Annotated in this window: 22 protein-coding genes, 12 tRNA genes and 2 rRNA genes; 34 read left to right on the top strand and 2 right to left on the bottom strand. The window is 46.7% G+C overall.

Translation table 11 applies throughout. The annotated features are described in order from the left end of the window. Positions 1-103 precede the first annotated feature (103 nt). The 14 genes from MKX41_RS21555 to MKX41_RS21490 all read left to right on the top strand — a co-directional run bounded on the left by MKX41_RS21555 (position 104) and on the right by MKX41_RS21490 (position 4,321). Positions 104-3,032 (top strand): 23S ribosomal RNA (locus tag MKX41_RS21555). A 73-nt stretch (positions 3,033-3,105) separates the two neighbouring features. Then, positions 3,106-3,222: ribosomal RNA gene (gene rrf / locus MKX41_RS21550) — 5S ribosomal RNA — on the top strand. A gap of 6 nt (positions 3,223-3,228) precedes the next feature. After that, positions 3,229-3,304: transfer RNA gene (locus MKX41_RS21545), tRNA-Asn, on the top strand. 1 nt (position 3,305) lies between these two features. Then, positions 3,306-3,381, top strand: a tRNA-Thr gene (locus tag MKX41_RS21540). An 11-nt stretch (positions 3,382-3,392) separates the two neighbouring features. Further along, positions 3,393-3,467 (top strand) — tRNA-Glu (locus tag MKX41_RS21535). Positions 3,468-3,507: 40 nt separating this feature from the next. Continuing rightward, positions 3,508-3,583, top strand: a tRNA-Val gene (locus tag MKX41_RS21530). 43 nt (positions 3,584-3,626) lie between these two features. After that, a tRNA-Gln gene (locus tag MKX41_RS21525) sits at positions 3,627-3,701 on the top strand. Positions 3,702-3,706: 5 nt separating this feature from the next. Further along, positions 3,707-3,779, top strand: a tRNA-Lys gene (locus tag MKX41_RS21520). A 15-nt stretch (positions 3,780-3,794) separates the two neighbouring features. Next, a tRNA-Leu gene (locus MKX41_RS21515) sits at positions 3,795-3,878 on the top strand. 6 nt (positions 3,879-3,884) lie between these two features. Next, positions 3,885-3,959: transfer RNA gene (locus tag MKX41_RS21510), tRNA-Gly, on the top strand. Positions 3,960-3,967: 8 nt separating this feature from the next. Beyond that, positions 3,968-4,044: transfer RNA gene (locus MKX41_RS21505), tRNA-Arg, on the top strand. Between the two features lie 30 nt (positions 4,045-4,074). Next, a tRNA-Pro gene (locus MKX41_RS21500) sits at positions 4,075-4,148 on the top strand. An 11-nt stretch (positions 4,149-4,159) separates the two neighbouring features. Continuing rightward, positions 4,160-4,233, top strand: a tRNA-Gly gene (locus MKX41_RS21495). A 14-nt stretch (positions 4,234-4,247) separates the two neighbouring features. Then, a tRNA-Pro gene (locus MKX41_RS21490) sits at positions 4,248-4,321 on the top strand. Positions 4,322-4,421: 100 nt separating this feature from the next. Here the strand turns inward: MKX41_RS21490 and MKX41_RS21485 are convergent. Further along, the gene (locus tag MKX41_RS21485) at positions 4,422-4,835 is read right to left on the bottom strand and encodes an ImmA/IrrE family metallo-endopeptidase (RefSeq protein WP_042132516.1); all 414 of its coding nucleotides are present in this window, start codon (positions 4,833-4,835) and stop codon (positions 4,422-4,424) included. A 31-nt stretch (positions 4,836-4,866) separates the two neighbouring features. Further along, on the bottom strand, positions 4,867-5,295 hold the full coding sequence (locus MKX41_RS21480) for a helix-turn-helix domain-containing protein (RefSeq protein WP_042192135.1): 429 nt from the start codon (positions 5,293-5,295) through the stop codon (positions 4,867-4,869). Between the two features lie 287 nt (positions 5,296-5,582). Here MKX41_RS21480 and MKX41_RS21475 point away from each other — a divergent pair, with 287 nt between their 5' ends. From MKX41_RS21475 to MKX41_RS21380, 20 genes are all read left to right on the top strand, one after another. After that, the gene (locus MKX41_RS21475; RefSeq protein WP_042194591.1) at positions 5,583-6,077 is read left to right on the top strand and encodes an ArpU family phage packaging/lysis transcriptional regulator; all 495 of its coding nucleotides are present in this window, start codon (positions 5,583-5,585) and stop codon (positions 6,075-6,077) included. Between the two features lie 424 nt (positions 6,078-6,501). Beyond that, positions 6,502-6,915, top strand: a complete 414-nt coding sequence (locus MKX41_RS21470) for a phage tail terminator family protein (RefSeq protein ID WP_340973021.1) — start codon at positions 6,502-6,504, stop codon at positions 6,913-6,915. Then, positions 6,912-7,091: a hypothetical protein gene (locus tag MKX41_RS21465; protein WP_340973020.1), complete on the top strand. Its 180-nt coding sequence runs from the start codon at positions 6,912-6,914 to the stop codon at positions 7,089-7,091. The genes MKX41_RS21470 and MKX41_RS21465 overlap by 4 nt, the downstream gene beginning before the upstream one ends. After that, positions 7,091-8,413 carry a phage tail sheath family protein gene (locus MKX41_RS21460; protein ID WP_340973019.1) on the top strand — a complete coding sequence of 441 codons (1,323 nt, stop codon included), beginning with the start codon at positions 7,091-7,093 and terminating at the stop codon, positions 8,411-8,413. Before MKX41_RS21465 ends, MKX41_RS21460 begins: the two co-directional genes overlap by 1 nt. 1 nt (position 8,414) lies before the next feature. Further along, positions 8,415-8,885 (top strand): phage tail tube protein, encoded by a 471-nt coding sequence (locus MKX41_RS21455; protein WP_042192125.1) that lies wholly within the window; start codon positions 8,415-8,417, stop codon positions 8,883-8,885. Between the two features lie 113 nt (positions 8,886-8,998). Next, positions 8,999-9,421 carry a phage tail assembly chaperone gene (locus MKX41_RS21450; protein WP_042131197.1) on the top strand — a complete coding sequence of 141 codons (423 nt, stop codon included), beginning with the start codon at positions 8,999-9,001 and terminating at the stop codon, positions 9,419-9,421. Between the two features lie 190 nt (positions 9,422-9,611). Then, positions 9,612-11,636, top strand: coding sequence for a hypothetical protein (locus tag MKX41_RS21445; RefSeq protein WP_340973016.1), 2,025 nt, complete (start codon positions 9,612-9,614; stop codon positions 11,634-11,636). Between the two features lies 1 nt (position 11,637). Continuing rightward, on the top strand, positions 11,638-12,390 hold the full coding sequence (locus MKX41_RS21440; RefSeq protein WP_076300990.1) for a LysM peptidoglycan-binding domain-containing protein: 753 nt from the start codon (positions 11,638-11,640) through the stop codon (positions 12,388-12,390). A gap of 9 nt (positions 12,391-12,399) precedes the next feature. Next, positions 12,400-13,362 (top strand): XkdQ/YqbQ family protein, encoded by a 963-nt coding sequence (locus MKX41_RS21435; RefSeq protein ID WP_339243621.1) that lies wholly within the window; start codon positions 12,400-12,402, stop codon positions 13,360-13,362. A gap of 5 nt (positions 13,363-13,367) precedes the next feature. Next, positions 13,368-13,664 carry a DUF2577 domain-containing protein gene (locus tag MKX41_RS21430; RefSeq protein WP_340975020.1) on the top strand — a complete coding sequence of 99 codons (297 nt, stop codon included), beginning with the start codon at positions 13,368-13,370 and terminating at the stop codon, positions 13,662-13,664. After that, on the top strand, positions 13,661-14,092 hold the full coding sequence (locus tag MKX41_RS21425) for a DUF2634 domain-containing protein (RefSeq protein ID WP_340973013.1): 432 nt from the start codon (positions 13,661-13,663) through the stop codon (positions 14,090-14,092). The genes MKX41_RS21430 and MKX41_RS21425 overlap by 4 nt, the downstream gene beginning before the upstream one ends. After that, positions 14,085-15,143 carry a baseplate J/gp47 family protein gene (locus MKX41_RS21420; protein WP_340973012.1) on the top strand — a complete coding sequence of 353 codons (1,059 nt, stop codon included), beginning with the start codon at positions 14,085-14,087 and terminating at the stop codon, positions 15,141-15,143. The genes MKX41_RS21425 and MKX41_RS21420 overlap by 8 nt, the downstream gene beginning before the upstream one ends. Position 15,144: 1 nt before the next feature. Beyond that, entirely contained in the window at positions 15,145-15,558 is a 414-nt protein-coding gene (locus MKX41_RS21415) for a hypothetical protein (protein WP_042192112.1), read from the top strand. Between the two features lies 1 nt (position 15,559). Further along, the gene (locus MKX41_RS21410) at positions 15,560-16,582 is read left to right on the top strand and encodes a DUF2793 domain-containing protein (RefSeq protein WP_340973009.1); all 1,023 of its coding nucleotides are present in this window, start codon (positions 15,560-15,562) and stop codon (positions 16,580-16,582) included. Between the two features lie 11 nt (positions 16,583-16,593). Then, positions 16,594-16,929: a hyaluronate lyase N-terminal domain-containing protein gene (locus MKX41_RS21405; RefSeq protein ID WP_076300996.1), complete on the top strand. Its 336-nt coding sequence runs from the start codon at positions 16,594-16,596 to the stop codon at positions 16,927-16,929. 3 nt (positions 16,930-16,932) lie between these two features. Beyond that, complete coding sequence (locus tag MKX41_RS21400; protein ID WP_340973007.1) at positions 16,933-17,544, top strand: putative phage tail protein; 612 nt, start codon at positions 16,933-16,935, stop codon at positions 17,542-17,544. A gap of 11 nt (positions 17,545-17,555) precedes the next feature. Next, positions 17,556-19,259, top strand: coding sequence for a hypothetical protein (locus MKX41_RS21395; protein WP_340973005.1), 1,704 nt, complete (start codon positions 17,556-17,558; stop codon positions 19,257-19,259). Positions 19,260-19,272: 13 nt separating this feature from the next. Further along, positions 19,273-19,716, top strand: coding sequence for an XkdW family protein (locus MKX41_RS21390; RefSeq protein ID WP_340973003.1), 444 nt, complete (start codon positions 19,273-19,275; stop codon positions 19,714-19,716). Positions 19,717-19,739: 23 nt separating this feature from the next. Continuing rightward, positions 19,740-19,958, top strand: coding sequence for a hypothetical protein (locus tag MKX41_RS21385; RefSeq protein ID WP_339267381.1), 219 nt, complete (start codon positions 19,740-19,742; stop codon positions 19,956-19,958). 92 nt (positions 19,959-20,050) lie between these two features. Continuing rightward, positions 20,051-20,332: a hypothetical protein gene (locus MKX41_RS21380; protein ID WP_076301001.1), complete on the top strand. Its 282-nt coding sequence runs from the start codon at positions 20,051-20,053 to the stop codon at positions 20,330-20,332. Position 20,333: the final 1 nt, after the last annotated feature.

Genomic DNA, 20,333 nt, shown 5'->3' with positions numbered 1-20,333 from the left:
TTTTAGAACATCTTTTAGCAACTTGTGTAAACAAGTAAATGTTATTAGTGAGATGATTCCAAAAGAAATGTCATTGTATGATATTTTCCTGCGGAAAAATCAAGGTTAAGCTAATAAGAGCACACGGAGGATGCCTAGGCGCCAGGAGCCGACGAAGGACGTGGCGAACAACGAAACTGCCTCGGGGAGCTGTAAGCAAGCTTTGATCCGGGGGTGTCCGAATGGGGAAACCCAGCTGTGGTAATTCGCAGTTACTCATCTCTGAACACATAGGAGATGTAGAGGCAGACCAGGGGAACTGAAACATCTAAGTACCCTGAGGAAGAGAAAACAATAGTGATTCCGTCAGTAGCGGCGAGCGAACGCGGAACAGCCTAAACCTAAGAGCTTGCTCTTAGGGGTTGTGGGACGTCTCACATGGAGTTACAAAGGAATATGGTAGGTGAAGAGGTCTGGAAAGGCCCGCGATAGAGGTAAAAGCCCTGTAGCCTAAACTGTGTTCTCTCCGAGACGGATCCCGAGTAGTGCGGGGCACGTGAAACCCCGTATGAATCCAGCAGGACCATCTGCTAAGGCTAAATACTACCTGGCGACCGATAGTGAAACAGTACCGTGAGGGAAAGGTGAAAAGCACCCCGGAAGGGGAGTGAAATAGAACCTGAAACCGTGTGCTTACAAAAAGTCAGAGCCCTATTAATGGGTGATGGCGTGCCTTTTGTAGAATGAACCGGCGAGTTACGTTTAACATGCAAGGTTAAGTCGAGAAGACGGAGCCGCAGCGAAAGCGAGTCTGAATAGGGCGATTTAGTATGTGGACGTAGACCCGAAACCGTGTGATCTACCCCTGTCCAGGGTGAAGGTGCGGTAACACGCACTGGAGGCCCGAACCCACGCATGTTGAAAAATGCGGGGATGAGGTGGGGGTAGCGGAGAAATTCCAATCGAACTCGGAGATAGCTGGTTCTCCCCGAAATAGCTTTAGGGCTAGCCTCGGTATAAGAGTAGTGGAGGTAGAGCACTGATTGGGTGCGGGGTCCGCAAGGATTACCAAGCTCAGTCAAACTCCGAATGCCATATACTTATTGCCGGGAGTCAGACAGTGAGTGCTAAGATCCATTGTCAAAAGGGAAACAGCCCAGACCATCAGCTAAGGTCCCCAAGTGTGTGTTAAGTGGGAAAGGATGTGGAGTTGCACAGACAACCAGGATGTTGGCTTAGAAGCAGCCACCATTGAAAGAGTGCGTAATAGCTCACTGGTCGAGTGACTCTGCGCCGAAAATGTAACGGGGCTAAACACACCACCGAAGCTATGGCTAGATACGTATGTATCTGGGGTAGGGGAGCGTTGTATGTGGGTTGAAGGTGTACCGTAAGGAGCGCTGGACAGCATACAAGTGAGAATGCCGGTATGAGTAACGAAAAGATCAGTGAGAATCTGATCCGCCGAAAGCCCAAGGTTTCCTGAGGAAGGCTCGTCCGCTCAGGGTAAGTCGGGACCTAAGGCGAGGCCGAAAGGCGTAGTCGAAGGACAACAGTTTGAAATTACTGTACCACCGTAATCCGCTATGAGCGATGGGGTGACGCAGGAGGGTAGTGACGCGGACTGATGGATATGTCCGTCTAAGCAGTGAGGCTGATGTGTAGGCAAATCCGCACATCGTTAAGGCTGGGCTGTGATGGGGAGCGAAAATTACAGTAGCGAAGGTCATGATCTCACACTGCCAAGAAAAGCCTCTAGCCAGGAGAAGGTGCCCGTACCGCAAACCGACACAGGTAGGCGAGAAGAGAATTCTAAGGCGCGCGGAAGAACTCTCGTTAAGGAACTCGGCAAAATGACCCCGTAACTTCGGGAGAAGGGGTGCCCCGGTAGTGTGAATAGCACGAGGGGGCCGCAGTGAAAAGGCCCAAGCGACTGTTTAGCAAAAACACAGGTCTGTGCGAAGCCGCAAGGCGAAGTATACGGGCTGACGCCTGCCCGGTGCTGGAAGGTTAAGGGGAGTGGTTAGGGGTAACCCGAAGCTATGAACCGAAGCCCCAGTAAACGGCGGCCGTAACTATAACGGTCCTAAGGTAGCGAAATTCCTTGTCAGGTAAATTCTGACCCGCACGAATGGCGTAACGACTTGGGCGCTGTCTCAACGAGAGATCCGGTGAAATTTTAATACCTGTGAAGATGCAGGTTACCCGCGACAAGACGGAAAGACCCCATGGAGCTTTACTGCAGCTTGATATTGAATTTGGGTACGATCTGTACAGGATAGGTGGGAGCCGTAGAAATCGGAGCGCAAGCTTCGGTGGAGGCGCCGTTGGGATACCACCCTGATCGTATCTAGGTTCTAACCTAGTACCCTAATCGGGTACGGGGACCGTGTCAGGCGGGCAGTTTGACTGGGGCGGTCGCCTCCTAAAGAGTAACGGAGGCGTTCCAAGGTTCCCTCAGAATGGTTGGAAATCATTCGAAGAGTGCAAAGGCATAAGGGAGCTTGACTGCGAGACCTACAAGTCGAGCAGGGACGAAAGTCGGACTTAGTGATCCGGTGGTACCGCATGGAAGGGCCATCGCTCAACGGATAAAAGCTACCCTGGGGATAACAGGCTTATCTCCCCCAAGAGTCCACATCGACGGGGAGGTTTGGCACCTCGATGTCGGCTCATCGCATCCTGGGGCTGAAGTAGGTCCCAAGGGTTGGGCTGTTCGCCCATTAAAGCGGTACGCGAGCTGGGTTCAGAACGTCGTGAGACAGTTCGGTCCCTATCTGTCGTGGGCGCAGGAAATTTGAGAGGAGCTGTCCTTAGTACGAGAGGACCGGGATGGACGTACCGCTGGTGCACCAGTTGTTTCGCCAGAAGCATGGCTGGGTAGCTACGTACGGACGGGATAAGCGCTGAAAGCATCTAAGCGTGAAGCCCCCCTCAAGATGAGATTTCCCAATTAGTAAGACCCCTTGAAGACGACGAGGTAGATAGGTTGGAGGTGGAAGTGCAGTAATGCATGGAGCTGACCAATACTAATCGGTCGAGGGCTTATCCTATACTTAGAACGCAAATTCAATTCGGATTCAGTTTTCAGGCATCAAGCCTGAGCATTTACGATGTAAATGCCCGTTTGGTGGCGATAGCGGAGGGGTTCCACGCGTACCCATCCCGAACACGACCGTTAAGCCCTCCAGCGCCGATGGTACTTGGACCGAAGGGTCCTGGGAGAGTAGGACGTTGCCAAGCGGATATTCCCTGATAGCTCAGTTGGTAGAGCACTCGACTGTTAATCGAGTTGTCACAGGTTCGAGTCCTGTTCGGGGAGCCATGCTCTCATAGCTCAGCAGGTAGAGTGCTTCCATGGTAAGGAAGAGGTCACCGGTTCGAATCCGGTTGAGAGCTCCACAGATTTGCAAGGCCCGTTGGTCAAGGGGTTAAGACACCTCCCTTTCACGGAGGTAACATGGGTTCGAATCCCATACGGGTCACCAACTTTTACTTGTACTTACCCTTAGAGGGTCCCATAGATATGGAGGCTTAGCTCAGCTGGGAGAGCATCTGCCTTACAAGCAGAGGGTCGGGGGTTCGATCCCCTCAGCCTCCACCATAATCTTCCTGAGAGATTATGGGCAACATAGAGGTACCATCAATGGGGATTAGCCAAGTGGTAAGGCAACGGACTTTGACTCCGTCACTCATAGGTTCGAATCCTATATCCCCAGCCAAGTGCGAGCCATTAGCTCAGTTGGTAGAGCACCTGACTTTTAATCAGGGTGTCGAAGGTTCGAGTCCTTCATGGCTCACTTTTATTATTATATGCGCGTGTGGCGGAATGGCAGACGCACCAGACTTAGGATCTGGCGTTTCACGACGTGGGGGTTCAAGTCCCTTCACGCGCACCACTTATTGCGGACGTGGCTCAGCGGTAGAGCATCGCCTTGCCAAGGCGAGGGTCGCGGGTTCGATTCCCGTCGTCCGCTCCATAATTTTTGCGCCCTTAGCTCAGCTGGATAGAGCGTTTGACTACGAATCAAAAGGCCGGGAGTTCGAATCTCTCAGGGCGCGCCATTTTTTTATTAAGCAATCATAATATTTTAACGGGATGTAGCTCAGCTTGGTAGAGCACCTGGTTTGGGACCAGGGGGTCGCATGTTCAAATCGTGTCATCCCGATTTTCACCTTTGCGGGTGTAGTTCAATGGTAGAACTTCAGCCTTCCAAGCTGATAGCGTGGGTTCGATTCCCATCACCCGCTCCATAATTTTATAGTAACGGGATGTAGCTCAGCTTGGTAGAGCACCTGGTTTGGGACCAGGGGGTCGCATGTTCAAATCGTGTCATCCCGATACTCAGCTTAATCGCTGCTCAAAAGCTCTTACTTCGGTAAGAGCTTTTTTTGTTATGTATAGAATTAAAACACGCATAAATCATATAACATATGTTCTATCATTCTTCCAAAAGAAATTGTACTTCTGGTGGAATACCAATCCGTAGGTAATAACTTTTCCATGACTCTTCTTGCTCAGGATTACTGCCTGTGGATAGTAGCTTTACAGCAAAGACATTAGCTTGACGTTCAAGCTTCCCAGGAGAGAAGTAGGAGCTTTCCTCTAGAAAAAAGCGGTTAATCCCCTTATGAAGACGATCATGTCCTAATTCATGCGCACAAACGAAGCGCTGCCACTCAACTGGCAACTCATTATGAATGACGATAAATCTTCTTCTTAATTTTCGGTAATATAATCCCTTTGTGCCTGTCCCAAGGTTCATGAAGCGAATATGAATACCTAGCGCTGAGGCCAGCTCGAACGGACAGTTGGTTTTATATTTTTTAATCAGATTATTGATCAGTTCATCCATATTCTTCACCTGCAGCATGTTAGTGTAGTTATTAAGTGTTGTTGGATTTCTTTCTCTTGTTCATCTGTTTGGCTTCCCAGAATAAGCCGGTCAGTACATCTTTTATCCTCTGTTTGTCATCCTTGTCTAGTGGAATCCCATCAAACATCAGCTCTCCATCATCCTCCAGCATTTTACGGAAGTCACGTTTATCCTTGCTTGTAGCCCACTCTGGGACAATCTCTTCGCTTGGAAGAGCCTGTTCCTGCAAATACCCCGCTTGATCCATTAGCTCCTCGTACGGGACTCCTGTAGCCTCTGCTATTTTGCGTAATGTAGTTGGCTTAGGAACACCTCTTAGACCATTTTCAATCCGTGAAATCTGTGATCCGCTAATACCTGCTGCTGCTGCCAATTGATTAATAGTAAGTCCCTTAGTTTCGCGAAGTTGCTTCATATAATCCCCAAAATCCTGTTTCATCTCAACCACTCCTTATAGACTGAAGCTTATGTTATTAATATAAGTCATTTTTGCCAATTGGTAAACAACAAAGCGTATATTATTGCCAAAAGGCAAGATAATGGAGGGAAAGCTATTCTTTTTCGCCCAAAACAGACTCAAACGGGGTTTTACGAGATTGGTAGAGAAGTGGTATATTATAGAAAAATACGAACAGAATACGAACACTTTTATATTTTAGCACATTGCTTAGGAAACTTCCGCAATTTAATCTCATTCTGTTAAAACCTAAAGGAGTGCATAAAATGATGAACTTATCTGCTTTACCGGAGCTAGACCGTCGCCGAACCCAGGTCGCTATAGAGAGCATGTTGGAGAAATACCGTATTTTTAAGACCGTTACATTTGAGGCTAAGGAAGCCAGTACTACTTATTCGTATACAGAAAGATTTCATGGTCCTACGAATACTGTTACTGATCAGACTGCTGCGATAGCTTCTTATAATGTGGATATACCGGCTGCCAGAAGGGCTTTTTGCTCGGCGATAGACTCTGTGGTAGAAAGACTCGATACGAGGGAACAGCAATTAGTAAGAGAGCGTTATATGAAAAGAGACGAAACGTACGATTATACGATTTACAATCATGTGTTTGATCCACCGGTAAGTAAGGATACTTACGTGAAGATACGCTCGAAGGCTTTTTATAAGATGGCTTTGGCTTTAACGGATCTCGGTCTACTGTCCCTTAACACTTTAATAACAGCACCTAGAGTGAAGAAAGAGAAGATTAGTATTACTTAAGAGATATAGACGGTTACTAAAGACTGTGTCGTCCGAGCGGATGATGCGGTCTTTTTTTTATGATTTTATATTCCTCCGAAAAACCGCTCTATACCATCCCAAAGCTAGCTTAAACCTCGTCGGTATACCCTCTCTGCAAGGCAAATAGGGGTGTATATTTATAACATGGCAAATGAAGCAAAAAGAACACCGCAAGAGCATGAATGCTCTGCTAATAGTTCAACCCTAGTGGTGATGAGAACAAATCTAGCGGTGAAAGATTCTTTTGGCATTGGCCTAGTGTAGAAGGGTATTATCCAACATCGGATAGTATCCTTTTTGTTCTTAATTTTAGTAGAGGGGGTGTCTTCTTAATGTTAATGCAATTGAAGGTTAACACCATCAAAGATCGGCGATCCGCCGCAGATCAGAAAGGAATGGAGTGATGTCGGTACAACAATTACGAGAACACATTACGAGTGCGCTGGAGAGGTACTTTCCAGATGTGCCTGTATATGTGGAGGGGGAGAAACCTCAGACGGCTTATTTTTATCCCGGACTGATCTCAGCGACTCTGGATCGGCAGCGGGAAGGCCGATATTTAGCGGTCTATCGCTTCGGTATCCGTTATGAACAAGGCAGTCTGCTGGAAGCTGAGAGAATGGCAGATAAGCTGAGTGAGGCAATGGCAGGGATGGAGCAAGAGGGTGGCTCCTTTCGTGTAGCTAGGCAAGCCTGGGAAGCTGGGGTAGAGGGGCATGGGCCGCTTTTTATAACGGACTATATGGTGTATTTGCAAAGTGAGAAGCCTGACCCCATTAAGATGGGACAAATGATAGGAGGAGAAAGACTGAAATGAGCACAAAGGTGAGTAATGGAGAACGTTTTGGTAAAGAGCAGATTGTGAATTCATCGCTTTTTACGGTTAAGGAAAAGGATGTGCTGAACGTTATTTTGCAGGATGACAAAAGTTATACGATCGAAGAAGCGAAGCAATCTATGGGATTGTTTATGAATAAGGAGGTTTTGAACTAATGGCAGGCGGAACATGGACAACTCAAAACAAAGTGCGCCCAGGGGTGTACGTAAATGTAGCATCGAATCAAGGTGCCATCGGCAAAATGGGAGAACGCGGGATTACTGCTTTGGCACTTGCCTTATCTTGGGGAGAACCTGGAGTGATCATGGAGATTACCCCGCAGGACGACGTGAATAAGCTGCTAGGTTATGGTTTGGAACATCTAACATTGCTGCCAGTACGCGAAGCGCTGAAACGTGCGGGAACATTACTGCTCTATCGATTGAATGAAGGGGTTAAAGCGGCGGTCACTAACAATGGTCTACAGGTTACGGCTAAATACGGCGGTGTACGCGGAAACGATCTTTCTGTTGTTATTGAAAAGAATATTGAGAATAATGCTCTTTTTGATGTGAAGACACTGCTGAATGGAACTGAACTGAATAAGCAAACGGTTGGAACGGCTGAAGAGTTGGTCGCTAACGATTATGTACAATTCCAGAAAAATGGCGCAGAAGGCTTGAAGCTAACCGCAGGGATGCCGCTTATTGGCGGAGCTAATGGTACGGTGACAAATGGTGCGCACAGCGATTTCTTGTCTGCTCTTGAGGTGCTTGAGTTCCAAACGGTTGGACTAGTATCGCAGGATAGTACGCTTAAGGCGCTGTATAGCTCTTGGGTAAGACGACTACGGGATACGGAAGGTAAGAAGGTGCAGGCTGTACTATCGGATTATGCTACTGCGGGTCATGAGGGTGTGATCAGCGTGAAGAATGGGGTAGTACTGAGTGACGGAACTATGATTGATAATAACAATGCTGTTGCTTGGGTGGCCGGTGCTACGGCTGCTGCTGCGGTGAATCAATCGCTGACTTATCAGGGATATGACGACTCCGTTGACGCTGATGTGCGGCTTAGCCATTCTGAGACGACTGCAGCTTTGCTGCGAGGTGAATTGCTCTTTACTTACAGTGGAGGGCGAGCTGTGGTGGAGCAAGATATTAACACGTTTACGGCATTTTCTCCGGATAAAGGCAAAGCGTTCTCCAAAAATCGTGTGCTACGCGTGCTGGATGGGATTGCGAATGATCTGAAGCGTATTTTTGAGAACTACTACATTGGTAAGGTAGCGAATAATGAAGATGGACGGGCTCTGTTCTGGTCACAATGTGCGACTTATATGAATGATCTGCAGGATATGGGTGCGATTGAGGGCTTTAACGCGCAGACAGATGTTGTCGTTGTGGCTGGTGCGGATAGTGATAGTATCGTGCTGGATGTGGCTGTGAAACCGGTAGATTCCGTAGAAAAAGTATATATGAAAGTGAAGGTGGTTTAAGATGGCATTTTTAAAAGCTAGTGATACGATTTCCGGCCAGGAGGGCCGTGCGTATGCCGTGATTGGTACGCAAGCTGAAGAGATGTTCTATGTGAAGACGCTTGAAGCTACGGTAGAAAAAACAAAGGCAGAGGTGAAGACTCTAGGCCGCCGTGGTGTTCAGCATAAAGCGACTGGATGGTCGGGCAGCGGTTCGATGACGATTTTTTATATGACTAGCCGTTTCCGCCAGATGATGCTCGATTATATGAATACAGGTGTCGATCAATATTTCGATATTGAGGTTACGAATGAAGACCCATCGTCCAGTGTGGGAGCACAACGCATTATTTTAAAAGGAGTGAACCTTGACAGTGTCATCATGGCTTCTCTTGATACAGAATCAGATGCGCTGGAAGAAGAAGTGAGCTTTACCTTTGAAGACGTGCAGATTGTGCAAGCTTTTGGCGCTCCGGCCGGCTCCGGAAACTAATAAAGACAACTAGATAGGAGCAAGTAAGGCCCGGGCGTGCAGGTGAGCGGCGGGTCTCTTCTCTGTCTAGTTAGTAGTACTAGAAGAAACTAAATCATTTTAGGAGGAAGACAATGAGTGAATTAAGTTTGTTTTTTGCGCAAAATGTAGCATGTGACACGACCGAGGAGTTTGTGGTATCGCAGCGTTTTAAGGATAAGGAAGGGAACGCAGTTGCCTGGAAGCTACGCAGTATGAACGAGGATGAGAATCAGGAATGCCGTAAAGCAGCTACTCGTAAGGTCAAAGGTAAGAACGGAGTATATACCTCCGAGATTGAACCGAATGATTATATGGCTAAGCTTATGACCTCAAGTGTAGTGCATCCAGATCTGAAAAATGCTGAGCTACAGCGTTCTTATGGCGTTCTTGGTGCCGAAACGCTGCTGCGTAAAATGCTGCTTCCAGGTGAATTCGCGGCACTGGGTGAACGGGTACAGGCCTTGAATGGCTTCGGTACAGATATGAACGAGCTGGTGGATGAAGTAAAAAACTAATCAACGAGGGCGACAGTGAAGCGAACTTAGCTTACTACGCCCTCCACGAGCTTCATATTTTACCGCATGAGCTGATGAAGCTGTCTTCGCGCGAACGTGCCGCAATTTATGCGATGATTGCTGTTCGTGTGGAGAAGGAGAAGCGGGATCAGGCACGGAGTAAGGCGAGGAAGAGATAGGGGGTGAATGAATGGCAGGTATGCAAAACAATATAGCTGGAATCCAGCAAGTCTCCAATCAATGGATTAATGATATAACCAATCAAATTACAACTCAGGTTTCTGCAAATATTTCAAATTCCTTTTCCGCAACTTTAAACCGAATCAGTATGAAAATAGTCAATAAGCCCGTGTACAACATCACTAACAATTACAGTGCAGCTTATACCAGGATTCAAGCTTCTATTGGAGGCGCAGTACAGGCTCAGGAGAGACTGAACGATGCGGCAGAACAAGGAGCAGCAGGTGCTGAGCAGCAGGCGGGTACATGGGAAAAGATCACCGGTGCTTTTGGGAAAGCCAAAGGTGTGCTGGAAAAAGTTAAAGGAGTTATGGAAAAGGTGCTTGCGCCTGCAGCTGAACAGCAAAAATGGGAGGATCTTTTTAAAGCGAAAACCGGAAATGCTGATGTTGGTGTGGCAATGTTTGATAAGTTCAAGAAGAGGGCACTAGATACCGGGCAGGATGTAAACAAGTCCATGGAAAGTGTCTTGTCGTTTTATCCTAAAACTCAAAATACGGATCAGCTAGATAAGCTTATGGATTATTCCACAAGGCTAAGCATGATGTCTCCGGAGGGTAAAGATATTGGTGATACTTCATCGGCGATTACTTCTGCTTTTGAGGGGGATTCTAGTGATTTAGCATCCATGCTTCAGGTGGATAAAGAGGATCTGGGTGGACTTGATCTAGTGGCCGGAACGGGCAATATGGAAGCCTTTTTGAGTACTTTGGGAGATATTATGACAACGTCAGGGATGACGAGTGATTCGCTACAAACCATGATGGATTCACCCGTTAATCAATGGCAAGCTCTTCTTGGAAACTATAACAACTCTCTGGCTGGTATGGGAGAAGGTGCTCTTGCGGCATTGTCACCACTATTAGGCATTCTTAACCAGGCATTTTCAGATGGAAGCTTTCAGCCAATTATCGATGGGATAGCGATTGGACTGTCGATACTTGCACAAGTATTCTCGCAGGTCGTACAAGGTGCATTGTATCTCTGGAGTGTTCTTAGCAACCCTGTTGTTTTGCCGATTGTTTTGGGTGTTGTTGCTGGAGTTATTGCCTTAGCAATCGCGATGAATGCCTCAACAATTGCAACTAGAATTTCATCTATTGCTACCGGAATTGCTACCGCAGCCCAAGGCATTTTCAACGCTGTGATGAGTGCTAATCCAATTGCACTTGTAATAGGGCTTATAGTTGCACTTATAGTAGCATTTTTAGGGATTGTGGCAGCCCTTCAGCCTGTGAGGGACTTTTTGGCGAATATGTTCAGGGGACTGGGACAGCTCGTTGCAGAATTTGTGGGCTTTGTTATCGATCTTTGGACCGGATTTGTTAATGGTATTATTGGCGCTGTGAACTTTTTGCTAGATAGTATAAATAAAGTAGTTGGAGCTGTTGGCAAATTTATTGGTATAGAGTCGGAGATCAATCTTCATATTGAAGAGGTTGATAGCAGTCAATTCAAAAAGGATTTGCAAATGGACATTGGAGCTTCTTTTAATTCAGGGGCAGAAAAAATCCAGAATTTTGATATCAATAAGTTTAAAGAAAAATTAAATGTAGGTGGAAATAAGAGTAATAACACCACATTAAATCAGTGGAATACTACCCATTCAGGGGATTTGTCAAAACCTTTGCAAACGCCTACCGTACCTGAAATTCCAGTAGTTCCTACGATGAATACACCTTCAGCTACGGGTTCTTTTCAAAATGCAGGAACTCCAGGTAATCTAAACACCGTAAACCGCGTGAAGCAACTCGACTCCATCAACGACACTGTAGACATCTCTAGCGATGATCTGAAAATGCTGAGGGAGCTGGCGGAGATTCAGGCGATCCAGAATTTTGTGCAGCTGACGCCGACGGTGCAGGTAACAACTGGAAATATCAACAATGCTGGAGACATTGATACGATTATCAACAAGATCGGGCAAAAGCTGAACGAAGAGTTTGTCTCTACAGCGCAGGGGGTGTATACGTAACGTGGAAGAGTACGGGATTTTTCTTGGTTTTAATAATCAGGCGGAAGCATTCCGGCTACCAGTCAACCCGGAGACCTTAGAGATCAAAGAGAGCGGGGATGGAAAAAGCTATACCATTATAGATTTGGGTGAAATCAATACGATTGCTTATCCGAAGCTTACGGAGATTACAATTGAAAGTATTTTTCCGGCACAAAAGTATCCGTTCGTATTGGTGCAAGAAGACGGGTTGAAGAGACCTTTTGAATATGTGGAGCTGATTAAGAAGTGGATGACTAGTCGCAGACCTATTCGTTTTGTATTCTCTGGGGTGAGTTATGCTGATGACTTGAAAAAAGCTGATGGGAAGCTAAACAACCCTCAGAAATGGTTAAAGGAATCATCGACTAGTGAGGATAAATCCATAGAAATTGATTTCGGTGTGAACATGGCTATGAGTATTGAAGGTTTCTCTTGGAAGCTCAGTGCGGGTACATCAGGGGATATTGAATATTCTTTATCTCTCAAAAAGTATGTATTCTATCAAGCGGTAGCAGTTAAGGTTGTCAAAGATGAAGTGAAGGTAGAACAGAAGCGGGCTAATGAAAAGCCCAAACCTAAAACGTATATCATGAAATCTAAAGACAATCTATGGAAAATCGCTAAAGAAATTCTTGGAGATGGCAAAAGGTGTGGAGAAATCCAGAAACTTAATGGCATTAAAGATAGTGAGCTGAGGAAGCTTCCAATCGGTAAGGTCATTAAGCTACCGTAGGAGGCTGTTATGGAGCTACTTGTAAAGAATAAGGAAGGACATTTATGGGATATTTCAGGTATCGTCTCCGATATTACATGGAAAACTGCTCGTTCAGGCAAACCATCAACGCTAGAGTTAACACTTGTGGACAGTGGTATCTATCAGCATCCCAAGTTTAGCATCAGCAACGGTGATATTATTCAGTTCAGCAAAGATAATGTGGATGTATTCTACGGGTTTGTGTTCAGCATTGATACAGGCTCGGATCAGGAGATTAAGCTGACTGCTTATGATCAGATTCGTTATTTACTAGGCAATGGTAGTTATGTTTTGCAGGATGTCACGGCTAGCGATGTTATTACTAAAATAACCAAGGACTACGGCCTGAAGACAGGTGTGCTGGAGAATACAGAGTACCGAATTCCCTCATTAATTGAAGATGACAAAAAGCTGCTGGACATCATTATGGGAGCGATCGGCAGTGAGCTTCAGTATAAGGGGCGGCTGATGGCTTTTTACGATGACTTTGGTAAGCTGACGCTTCGTAAACCGGAGTCTATGCTGCTTAATCTGGTGCTGGGAGCGGGGCAGTATCTGTACGACTATTCGCTCAAAAAAAGTATTGATGATGATACGTACAACACCATTTTTCTATACAAGGATAACGAGAAGTCTGGTAAGCGTGATTTCTTTCCGGTTAGCGATAAGGATAATGTGAAACGCTGGGGTATCCTGCACTTGTATCAGAAGGCCGATGACAAAGCGAATGCTGCACAAATTCAGGAGAAGGCAAATAATCTGCTAAAAATGCACAACCGTGAAAAGCTTAGTCTCTCCGTACAGGCGATTGGTGATATGCGCGTAAGGGCTGGTAATTTCATTTATGTCCTGCTTGATGAATTCAAGACTCAGGTGTTTCTGGTGGATCAATGCAGTCATAAGATTTCCGGTGGGGAGCATACGATGTCCCTCGATATAAAGGTGGTGTAGAAATGATGTTGGATATTATAAAAAAAGCAAGCTTAGGAGCCGTGGGAAATACAAATCCCGTGGCTTTTTCTTATGGGACGGTAACGGAGGCAGCTCCTTTGCAGATCCAGGTGGATCAACGTTTTACTTTATCGGGGAATGCGCTAGTGCTGCCTGAATCGGTAATGGAATGTAAAGTCGAGCTAGAGGGAAGAGAAGTGGTAGTACGTCGAGGACTTGCCTCTGGTGATCGGGTTCTGATGGTTCGGATGCAGGGTGGACAAAGCTATATTGTTCTGGATCGGCTGGTGAGTCCGATATGATTCCTGCGATTGGAAAAGCTGGACCGATAACTGCCCTTCTTGAAGGTGAGGTTAACCTTGAGCGTGGGGAAAGCCCCAGTCTAACCTATCGAATGGATTGGGACAGAAAAAGGATCACTGGGCAAGCGGATGGAATTGAGGCAGTACAGCAGGCAGCGGCCAAAATTCTGCGAACCGATAGATTTGAACATCTGATTTACAGTTCGGATTACGGAACAGAGTGGCAGCTGGTTCTGGGTAAGGATCGGCTGTTGGTCAGAGCTGAAATCAGACGTGTCATTAATGAGGCCTTACTTCAGGATGAACGAATCCTTAGCTTAGAAAATATTGAGGTTTCTTTTACCGGAGAAAACTTAACTTTTGACTGCAAGGTGGTCACACGTTACGGAAATTTTCAGCTGAGAAAGGAGTGGAATGAGGATGTATGAGGATCAGACGTATGAGGCTCTTTTAGAGCGGATGCTGGACCGGGTTCCGTCAGGTCTGGATAAACGCGAGGGCAGCATTATTTATGACGCGCTCGCTCCGGCAGCAGCAGAGCTCGCGCAGATGTACATTGAGCTGGATGTGAATAATAATCTGTATTTTGCAGATACGGCGACCGGAGAGTACTTGGAGCGAAGTATATCCTGGTCAGGAATTGTAAGGCGTGAAGCGAGCAAGGCGCAGCTAAAAGGAATTTTTTATAAAGCGGATGGGGGATTTGTGGATGTTCCTCTCGGTAGCCGCTTCTCACTCGATATGCTGAATTATATGGCTGTGGAGAAGCTATCTCCTGGAGTGTATCGGTTAGAGAGTGAAACCGCTGGAGAAGAAGGAAACCGATATTTTGGTTCTTTGCTGCCAGTGGATTATATTTCAGACCTTGCGCGCGGAGAAATAGCTTCTCTTCTGATCCCTGGGGAGAACGCCGAAAGTGATGAATCGCTACGCCAGCGTTATTTGGATTCAGCCAGACGCCCAGCTACTAGCGGCAATAAATATCACTATATGGAGTGGGCGATGCAGGTTGTTGGGGTGGGAGGTGCACGTGTTTTTCCGTTATGGAACGGTCCTAAGACGGTGAAGGTGATTGTTGTGGACGCTGAGAAAAAACCTGCTTCTGAGTTATTGGTGACTAAGGTTCAGCATTACATTGATCCGGTCTCTGGAGCGGGTGAGGGGCAAGCCCCCGTAGGTGCTGTTGTAACTGTGGCGTCGGCGAAGGGCAAAAGTATTAGTGTAAGCGCAAAAGTAACCATTGCTTCAGGTTATGCGCTGCAAGCTGTAAATGAAGAATTTAAGGCGATTCTTGAGAGCTATCGCAAAGAGAAGGCTTTTTCAGCAACCTATATTAGCCAGTCTGTAATCGGTGCACTATTGCTAGCTACTGAGGGAGTTGCGGATTACAGTGAACTGAAGCTGAACGGTGGAGCGGGCAACGTAATGTTGAACGAAGAAGAAATACCTTTGTTCGGTAATGTTTTACTGGAGGTGTAGCATGGGTTATCCGGAGAAAGTTGATATTTTTCAAGAAAAGCTTAATAAAAAAGCAAATGGTGGCAGCTATGTTATTGAAGAGAGATTACCGCTTGTAAATGGCATGTATAGTGGTGCGCTTGCGCATGACAACATCAATAATCAGACCATCGCGGTGTACACAGGGTCACAGTATTCCGGGATCGAGCTACGTAATTTTACGGTGTCTTTTCCGGATGAAGCGCCATGGCGGCGGTTGATTAAGATTTTTGCCGATGTGCCCGAGGTTTATGTGACTTACGAAACCCCCGGGGATACCGTTGAAGCAGAGGATATTAACGGTTTGCAGGAAAGTCTTACTGCTGTTCAAACTGAAATAGAGCGTTATAAGAGCAAGGGTCAGATTGACGGAGGATCATTCAGAAGAGAGGTGTAAAATGGCACAGACTATACAAATAAAGCGGGGAACAAAGGCTGAGCTAACGAGTTATGGCGTGTTGAAGGCGGGTGAGCTTGGTTTTTGCAGTGATACTAAGGAAGTTTATATTGGTGACGGCACGTCTAACTCCATAGTCGGAAGGGCGTTGTCCGGGCCAGAAGCCTCGCGTCCGGTTGCAGGATCCGTTGGCCGTTTGTATTACGTGACTACAGGTTCGAATAGCGGATATTTATATTTTGATGATGGGGCAGCTTGGCGGCGGGTGAATGCGCAGAAGCTTAGCGATCTGACAGGTACAATTGATGATATCGCTGATGGAGCAACCTATGCGAAGGTGCTTAAAGCGGATATTAGTGCGGGGCATATCAATAAAGTATCAGATGGCACGAACGCAAAGACCGCGGCTGAGATTAAGACTCATATTGACGATGTGACCAAGCACCGGGTGATCAATGATGCTGGAACTACGATTACAGACTTGTGGTCAGCGCAGAAGATTAAAAATGAAATTGAGCTGGCCAAGCATAACATCGAACCGCAAGCGTCGGTAAAAGATCAGAACCTGCTGGGTCCACCAGCCAGTCCGGTTGAGGGTGATCGATACATTATTCCAGCTGGAGCAACCGGGGTATGGGCGGGGAAAACGAATCAAATCGTGGAGTACCAATCTGCTGCTTGGGTATTTTATGTTCCTGCCGTCGGCTGGACCGCTTACGTCGATGATGAGCAGAAGATTTATAGCTGGAATGGCAGCGCATGGGTTCGTACGGGTGGTGCATTACAGACCATTACAGCTGGAAACGGACTGATTGGTGGTGGTCAGGCCGATGCTGTGACGCTGAATATTGGTGCAGGCAATGGGATCACGGTTACTGCAGACGCGATTGCGGTTACAGCTGGAAAAGGGATCACTGTAGATGGAGCCGGTGTAGCTGTAAGTGTGGATGGAAGTAGCATCATTTATGATGCTGCGAATGGCAATAAACTTACCGTAGCCAGTATTGATGGCGGAACATTCTAGGGGGCGGGACAATGGCTCTAAAAACATTGATTCAAATACGCCGCGGCTTGGAAAGTGCGATTGGAGCACTGGCTATTGGTGAGCTTGGCTATTGTACAGACAGTGGGAAGCTATATATCGGTTCTGCTGCTGGGAATGTCTTGCTAGTTGCGGCACAAAGTACCGGGGACATGCTGAAAAGTATTTACGATACGAATAACAATGGTAAGGTGGATTTCGCGCAACAAGCGGATAGTGTAGCTTGGGCGGGGGTAGCGGGTAAACCAGCAGTGTTTCCTCCAGCGGCGCATACACATGATTATTTGCCCAAAGGCCCCCTAACCTGGAATCAACTGAAGGGGGTGTAGGAGATGAGCTATGGCAACTCTCTATTCAGTGAATTATTGTATTCCGCAGATGAAGATTCGAACCATCCGGGAGAAATTGAGGCGCCTGATTTAATGCAGTATTTGCCGGATTATTATAAGGATGTTCGCGAAATGGAGAAGCTTCAGGAGACCCTTGGGCTTGAAATTGGTGGGCTGAAAGCTGGCACTGTAGATGTATTGGATCAGGCGTTTGTTGAAACGGCAACAGTGAGCCTTGGACGTTGGGAGGCTGAGCTTGGACTAAATATCGATTCATCTAAGTCATATGCTACACGCCGAGAGATGATTAAAGCGAAGCTGCGTGGAAACGGGACGACAACGCCAGAGATGATCCAGCGGACAGCGTCCGCTTTTTCAGGTGGAGTGGTTGAAGTTAAGGAAGTGCCTGATGAGTATCGTTTTGAGATTCATTTTGTAAGTACGCTGGGTATTCCTCCCAATATGGCAGGGTTGATTCAAATCATCGAAGAGATTAAACCTGCACATTTGGCTTATGAATTTGTGTTCAGCTATACGTGGTGGGACTCCGTTAAGGCTTTGACCTGGGAGAATGCTCAGAGTAAAACATGGAACGAATTAAGAACTTATAGATAGGAGAGTGACACATGCAAACGACAGGTAATTTGGGGTTAAAGAAGCCCGAGGGAACAGACATTGTTGATATCGCAGATCTGAACGGGAATATGGATATCTTGGATAATGCCGTTAATGGCAAGGTTGATAAAGTTACTGGGAAACAGCTGTCGACTAACGATTACACCGCAGCTGAGAAAACTAAGCTGGCGGGTGTTGCTACGGGAGCGAATAATTATTTGCATCCTAATCACACAGGGGATGTCACTAGTACTGGTGATGGAGTTACGGCTATTGCGGCTGGAGTGATTGTGAATGCAGACGTTAATGCTGCGGCTGGGATTGATGCTTCGAAGATTGGGACAGGCGTGGTCTCAAACGCAGAGTTTGGGTATTTGGATGGGGTGACTAGTGGGATTCAGTGGCAATTAAATAATAAGCTGCCAGCAGGTGGTGGTACAATGATCGGTGATATTTCTATGGACCCTCTCTATATCAATGCAAATTCTCCATCTCGACTTATTCGTTTCTCTTTCAGGAACACGCTTAATGTGCTGAAAGAGAAATTATTTGGTGTAAATGCAGCGGGACAGCTAAACCTAACTGTACCGGGTGAGGGAGAGTATATTGTCCCCTTGGCTACTTCCGCAGACATTACCTACTATGTCCGTACAGATGGTAATGATAGTAATAACGGTCTTGCCAATACAGCGGCAGGGGCGTTTAAAACCATTGGTAAAGCTATTAGTTCGATTCCGTCGGTTGTAAATCATGCAGTGTATATCAATATCGCATCCGGAACATATGCTGAAACGTTAAATATGGGTGGTTTCAGCGGAGCGGGTAAAATATATATTAACAACGGAATTAGCGCCCTCAGTACAAGCTATAACATACAGTCGTTGCGAATAATTAATTGTGGTGTAGTTGTGTCTATCTCTGGATTGAACGCCCAAACAACAACGACAAACGCATTCATGGTTGAAAATTGTCTTACCGTGGAGTTTTACTACTGCCAAGCTACAGCAGCCACAGTCACATATCACGGTTTTGTGGCGCACTCATCTAAGGTTTACACATACGCATGTCGGGCATCTAATAGATATGTTGGATTCTATGCAGGGCAAAATTCAAATTTCTTGGTTTGGAGTACGGACGGAACGGCTAATAAAGTGGCTTTAATGGGCGCTGAAGGTGGGCTTTTATCGTACAACGGGACTTATCCAACCGCTTCAACCCTCAAGGATATAGCCTATCAGAACAGCGGAAGTGTAACATCGGGAGTTCTTAACCCATGGGGAGATAATACGACGGGCAACCGCAGTGCGTTCAGGGCTTGGAATCAGAGTACGCAAACTGTTTCGGCGACGACATTCACAAAGCTAAGTTTCCCTAACTCAAATATGGACAATTTAGGAAACTATAACGTCTCCACAAGCAGGTTTGTGGCACCTCAAGGCGGCATATACCTGATAGCGGGAGCGGTCAGCTTTTCAGGAATGCCCGTGGGTACTTATTTAACCTTATCCGCATTCATAAACGGTTCCAGAGGGGTGGACCTTGGAAGTTACACGCCTAACTCCAATCCCGGAACTATGTTCACTCAAGGCGCGTCAGCCGTATACTTGGCGGCTGGTCATTATGTGGAATTGTACACATATGTAACAAGCGCCGGAACAACAATAGCAACGGGCTTCGGGGAATTAAACCACTTCACAGTAACCAAAATAGCTTAAGGAGGGAATGACAGTGAATATAGCACTAGCAATAATGTATCTATACCCTGATGCAGAACCAATGCGGGATTACATGGTGCAGGACAACGGACCGGAGCCAGTACTGCTACCCGGAGCCGAAGAAAAAGGCCGTGTCCGCTATGAGATCAAGCCCCTAGAAGAGGACGAGGACCCGGTGGAGGGCGTTCACTACCGTTACGGTATTGACTATAACCTATTGGTCGAGGGTGAAGAATACGACCTTGTAGAGCGCGGCCCATACATTGCCGCCTGGAAACTAGATGCACCACAACCAACAGAAGCAGAACTCGAAGCTGCATGGGAAGCCTACCTAGTAGCCGAAGCCAACAAGCCGCCAGAGTTAAGCGAGGTTGAGCAACTACGCACAGAGAATACAGCTTTGCAGAATCGGCTACAAGACGTCGAAGTCATTATGGCTGAATTACTCAGCATATAACCGAAAGGAGTTGAGTTGTAATCATGACTATGGATTCACTAACAGCCGCTAAAATCCGCTTGATGACCAATGCCTGCATCACTCGTTATGATCGTAAGGAAGGTCCGATAGAGGATATCATTTCTTCCTATAACATGCAGCCGGATAATGATATTTTGGTTAAGGATCAGATTATCCAGAAACGATCAGATATTCATTTTGCTGAAAATAATACGACCGAGCAAGCAGCATCAGCTAAGTAACTAGCACGCCCACACAGGAGCGTGTTTTTTTGTGCCCTCGGTGGTGCCGGGGGCTATCTTGCATCAACATCATTACAGAAAGGAGCGGACGAATGAAAGAGGGGGATATTGCGCAATTGGAGAAGCTGCTGCCGCTGGCGGATAAGTATGGGCTGGCTTATATTGTTGCGTTTATTTTGATGATTGTGCTCATGGTATTATTGCGTGCGATTGTCAAAGGGAACCTTGTACCGCGAGAACTGCTGGATCGTGCAGAGGAGGATCGGGATCGTCTGCAAGCGATTCTGGACAAGGAGCGCTCGGAGTTTATGCAGCCGACACTGGACGTCTTAAAGAAACTGAAGATTGACCATACGGAAGACAGGGGGAGTTAGG

Origin of the sequence: Paenibacillus sp. FSL R5-0475 (assembly GCF_038004585.1) — a bacterium.
Lineage (GTDB): Bacteria > Bacillota > Bacilli > Paenibacillales > Paenibacillaceae > Paenibacillus_AQ.
This window is presented reverse-complemented; position numbering and strand designations above follow the sequence as displayed.

Bases quoted from the DNA above. Each gene is read 5' to 3' on its own strand.
- MKX41_RS21405 (WP_076300996.1), top strand. From the start codon at position 16,594: ATGGCTCTAAAAACATTGATTCAAATACGCCGCGGCTTGGAAAGTGCG.
- MKX41_RS21435 (WP_339243621.1), top strand. From the start codon at position 12,400: ATGGAGCTACTTGTAAAGAATAAGGAAGGACATTTATGGGATATTTCA.
- MKX41_RS21425 (WP_340973013.1), top strand. From the start codon at position 13,661: ATGATTCCTGCGATTGGAAAAGCTGGACCGATAACTGCCCTTCTTGAA.
- MKX41_RS21380 (WP_076301001.1), top strand. From the start codon at position 20,051: ATGAAAGAGGGGGATATTGCGCAATTGGAGAAGCTGCTGCCGCTGGCG.
- MKX41_RS21455 (WP_042192125.1), top strand. From the start codon at position 8,415: ATGGCATTTTTAAAAGCTAGTGATACGATTTCCGGCCAGGAGGGCCGT.
- MKX41_RS21445 (WP_340973016.1), top strand. From the start codon at position 9,612: ATGGCAGGTATGCAAAACAATATAGCTGGAATCCAGCAAGTCTCCAAT.
- MKX41_RS21465 (WP_340973020.1), top strand. From the start codon at position 6,912: ATGAGCACAAAGGTGAGTAATGGAGAACGTTTTGGTAAAGAGCAGATT.
- MKX41_RS21430 (WP_340975020.1), top strand. From the start codon at position 13,368: ATGTTGGATATTATAAAAAAAGCAAGCTTAGGAGCCGTGGGAAATACA.
- MKX41_RS21470 (WP_340973021.1), top strand. From the start codon at position 6,502: ATGTCGGTACAACAATTACGAGAACACATTACGAGTGCGCTGGAGAGG.
- MKX41_RS21410 (WP_340973009.1), top strand. From the start codon at position 15,560: ATGGCACAGACTATACAAATAAAGCGGGGAACAAAGGCTGAGCTAACG.
- MKX41_RS21420 (WP_340973012.1), top strand. From the start codon at position 14,085: ATGTATGAGGATCAGACGTATGAGGCTCTTTTAGAGCGGATGCTGGAC.
- MKX41_RS21400 (WP_340973007.1), top strand. From the start codon at position 16,933: ATGAGCTATGGCAACTCTCTATTCAGTGAATTATTGTATTCCGCAGAT.
- MKX41_RS21480 (WP_042192135.1), bottom strand. From the start codon at position 5,295: ATGAAACAGGATTTTGGGGATTATATGAAGCAACTTCGCGAAACTAAG.
- MKX41_RS21460 (WP_340973019.1), top strand. From the start codon at position 7,091: ATGGCAGGCGGAACATGGACAACTCAAAACAAAGTGCGCCCAGGGGTG.
- MKX41_RS21415 (WP_042192112.1), top strand. From the start codon at position 15,145: ATGGGTTATCCGGAGAAAGTTGATATTTTTCAAGAAAAGCTTAATAAA.
- MKX41_RS21475 (WP_042194591.1), top strand. From the start codon at position 5,583: ATGAACTTATCTGCTTTACCGGAGCTAGACCGTCGCCGAACCCAGGTC.
- MKX41_RS21385 (WP_339267381.1), top strand. From the start codon at position 19,740: ATGACTATGGATTCACTAACAGCCGCTAAAATCCGCTTGATGACCAAT.
- MKX41_RS21450 (WP_042131197.1), top strand. From the start codon at position 8,999: ATGAGTGAATTAAGTTTGTTTTTTGCGCAAAATGTAGCATGTGACACG.
- MKX41_RS21395 (WP_340973005.1), top strand. From the start codon at position 17,556: ATGCAAACGACAGGTAATTTGGGGTTAAAGAAGCCCGAGGGAACAGAC.
- MKX41_RS21485 (WP_042132516.1), bottom strand. From the start codon at position 4,835: ATGGATGAACTGATCAATAATCTGATTAAAAAATATAAAACCAACTGT.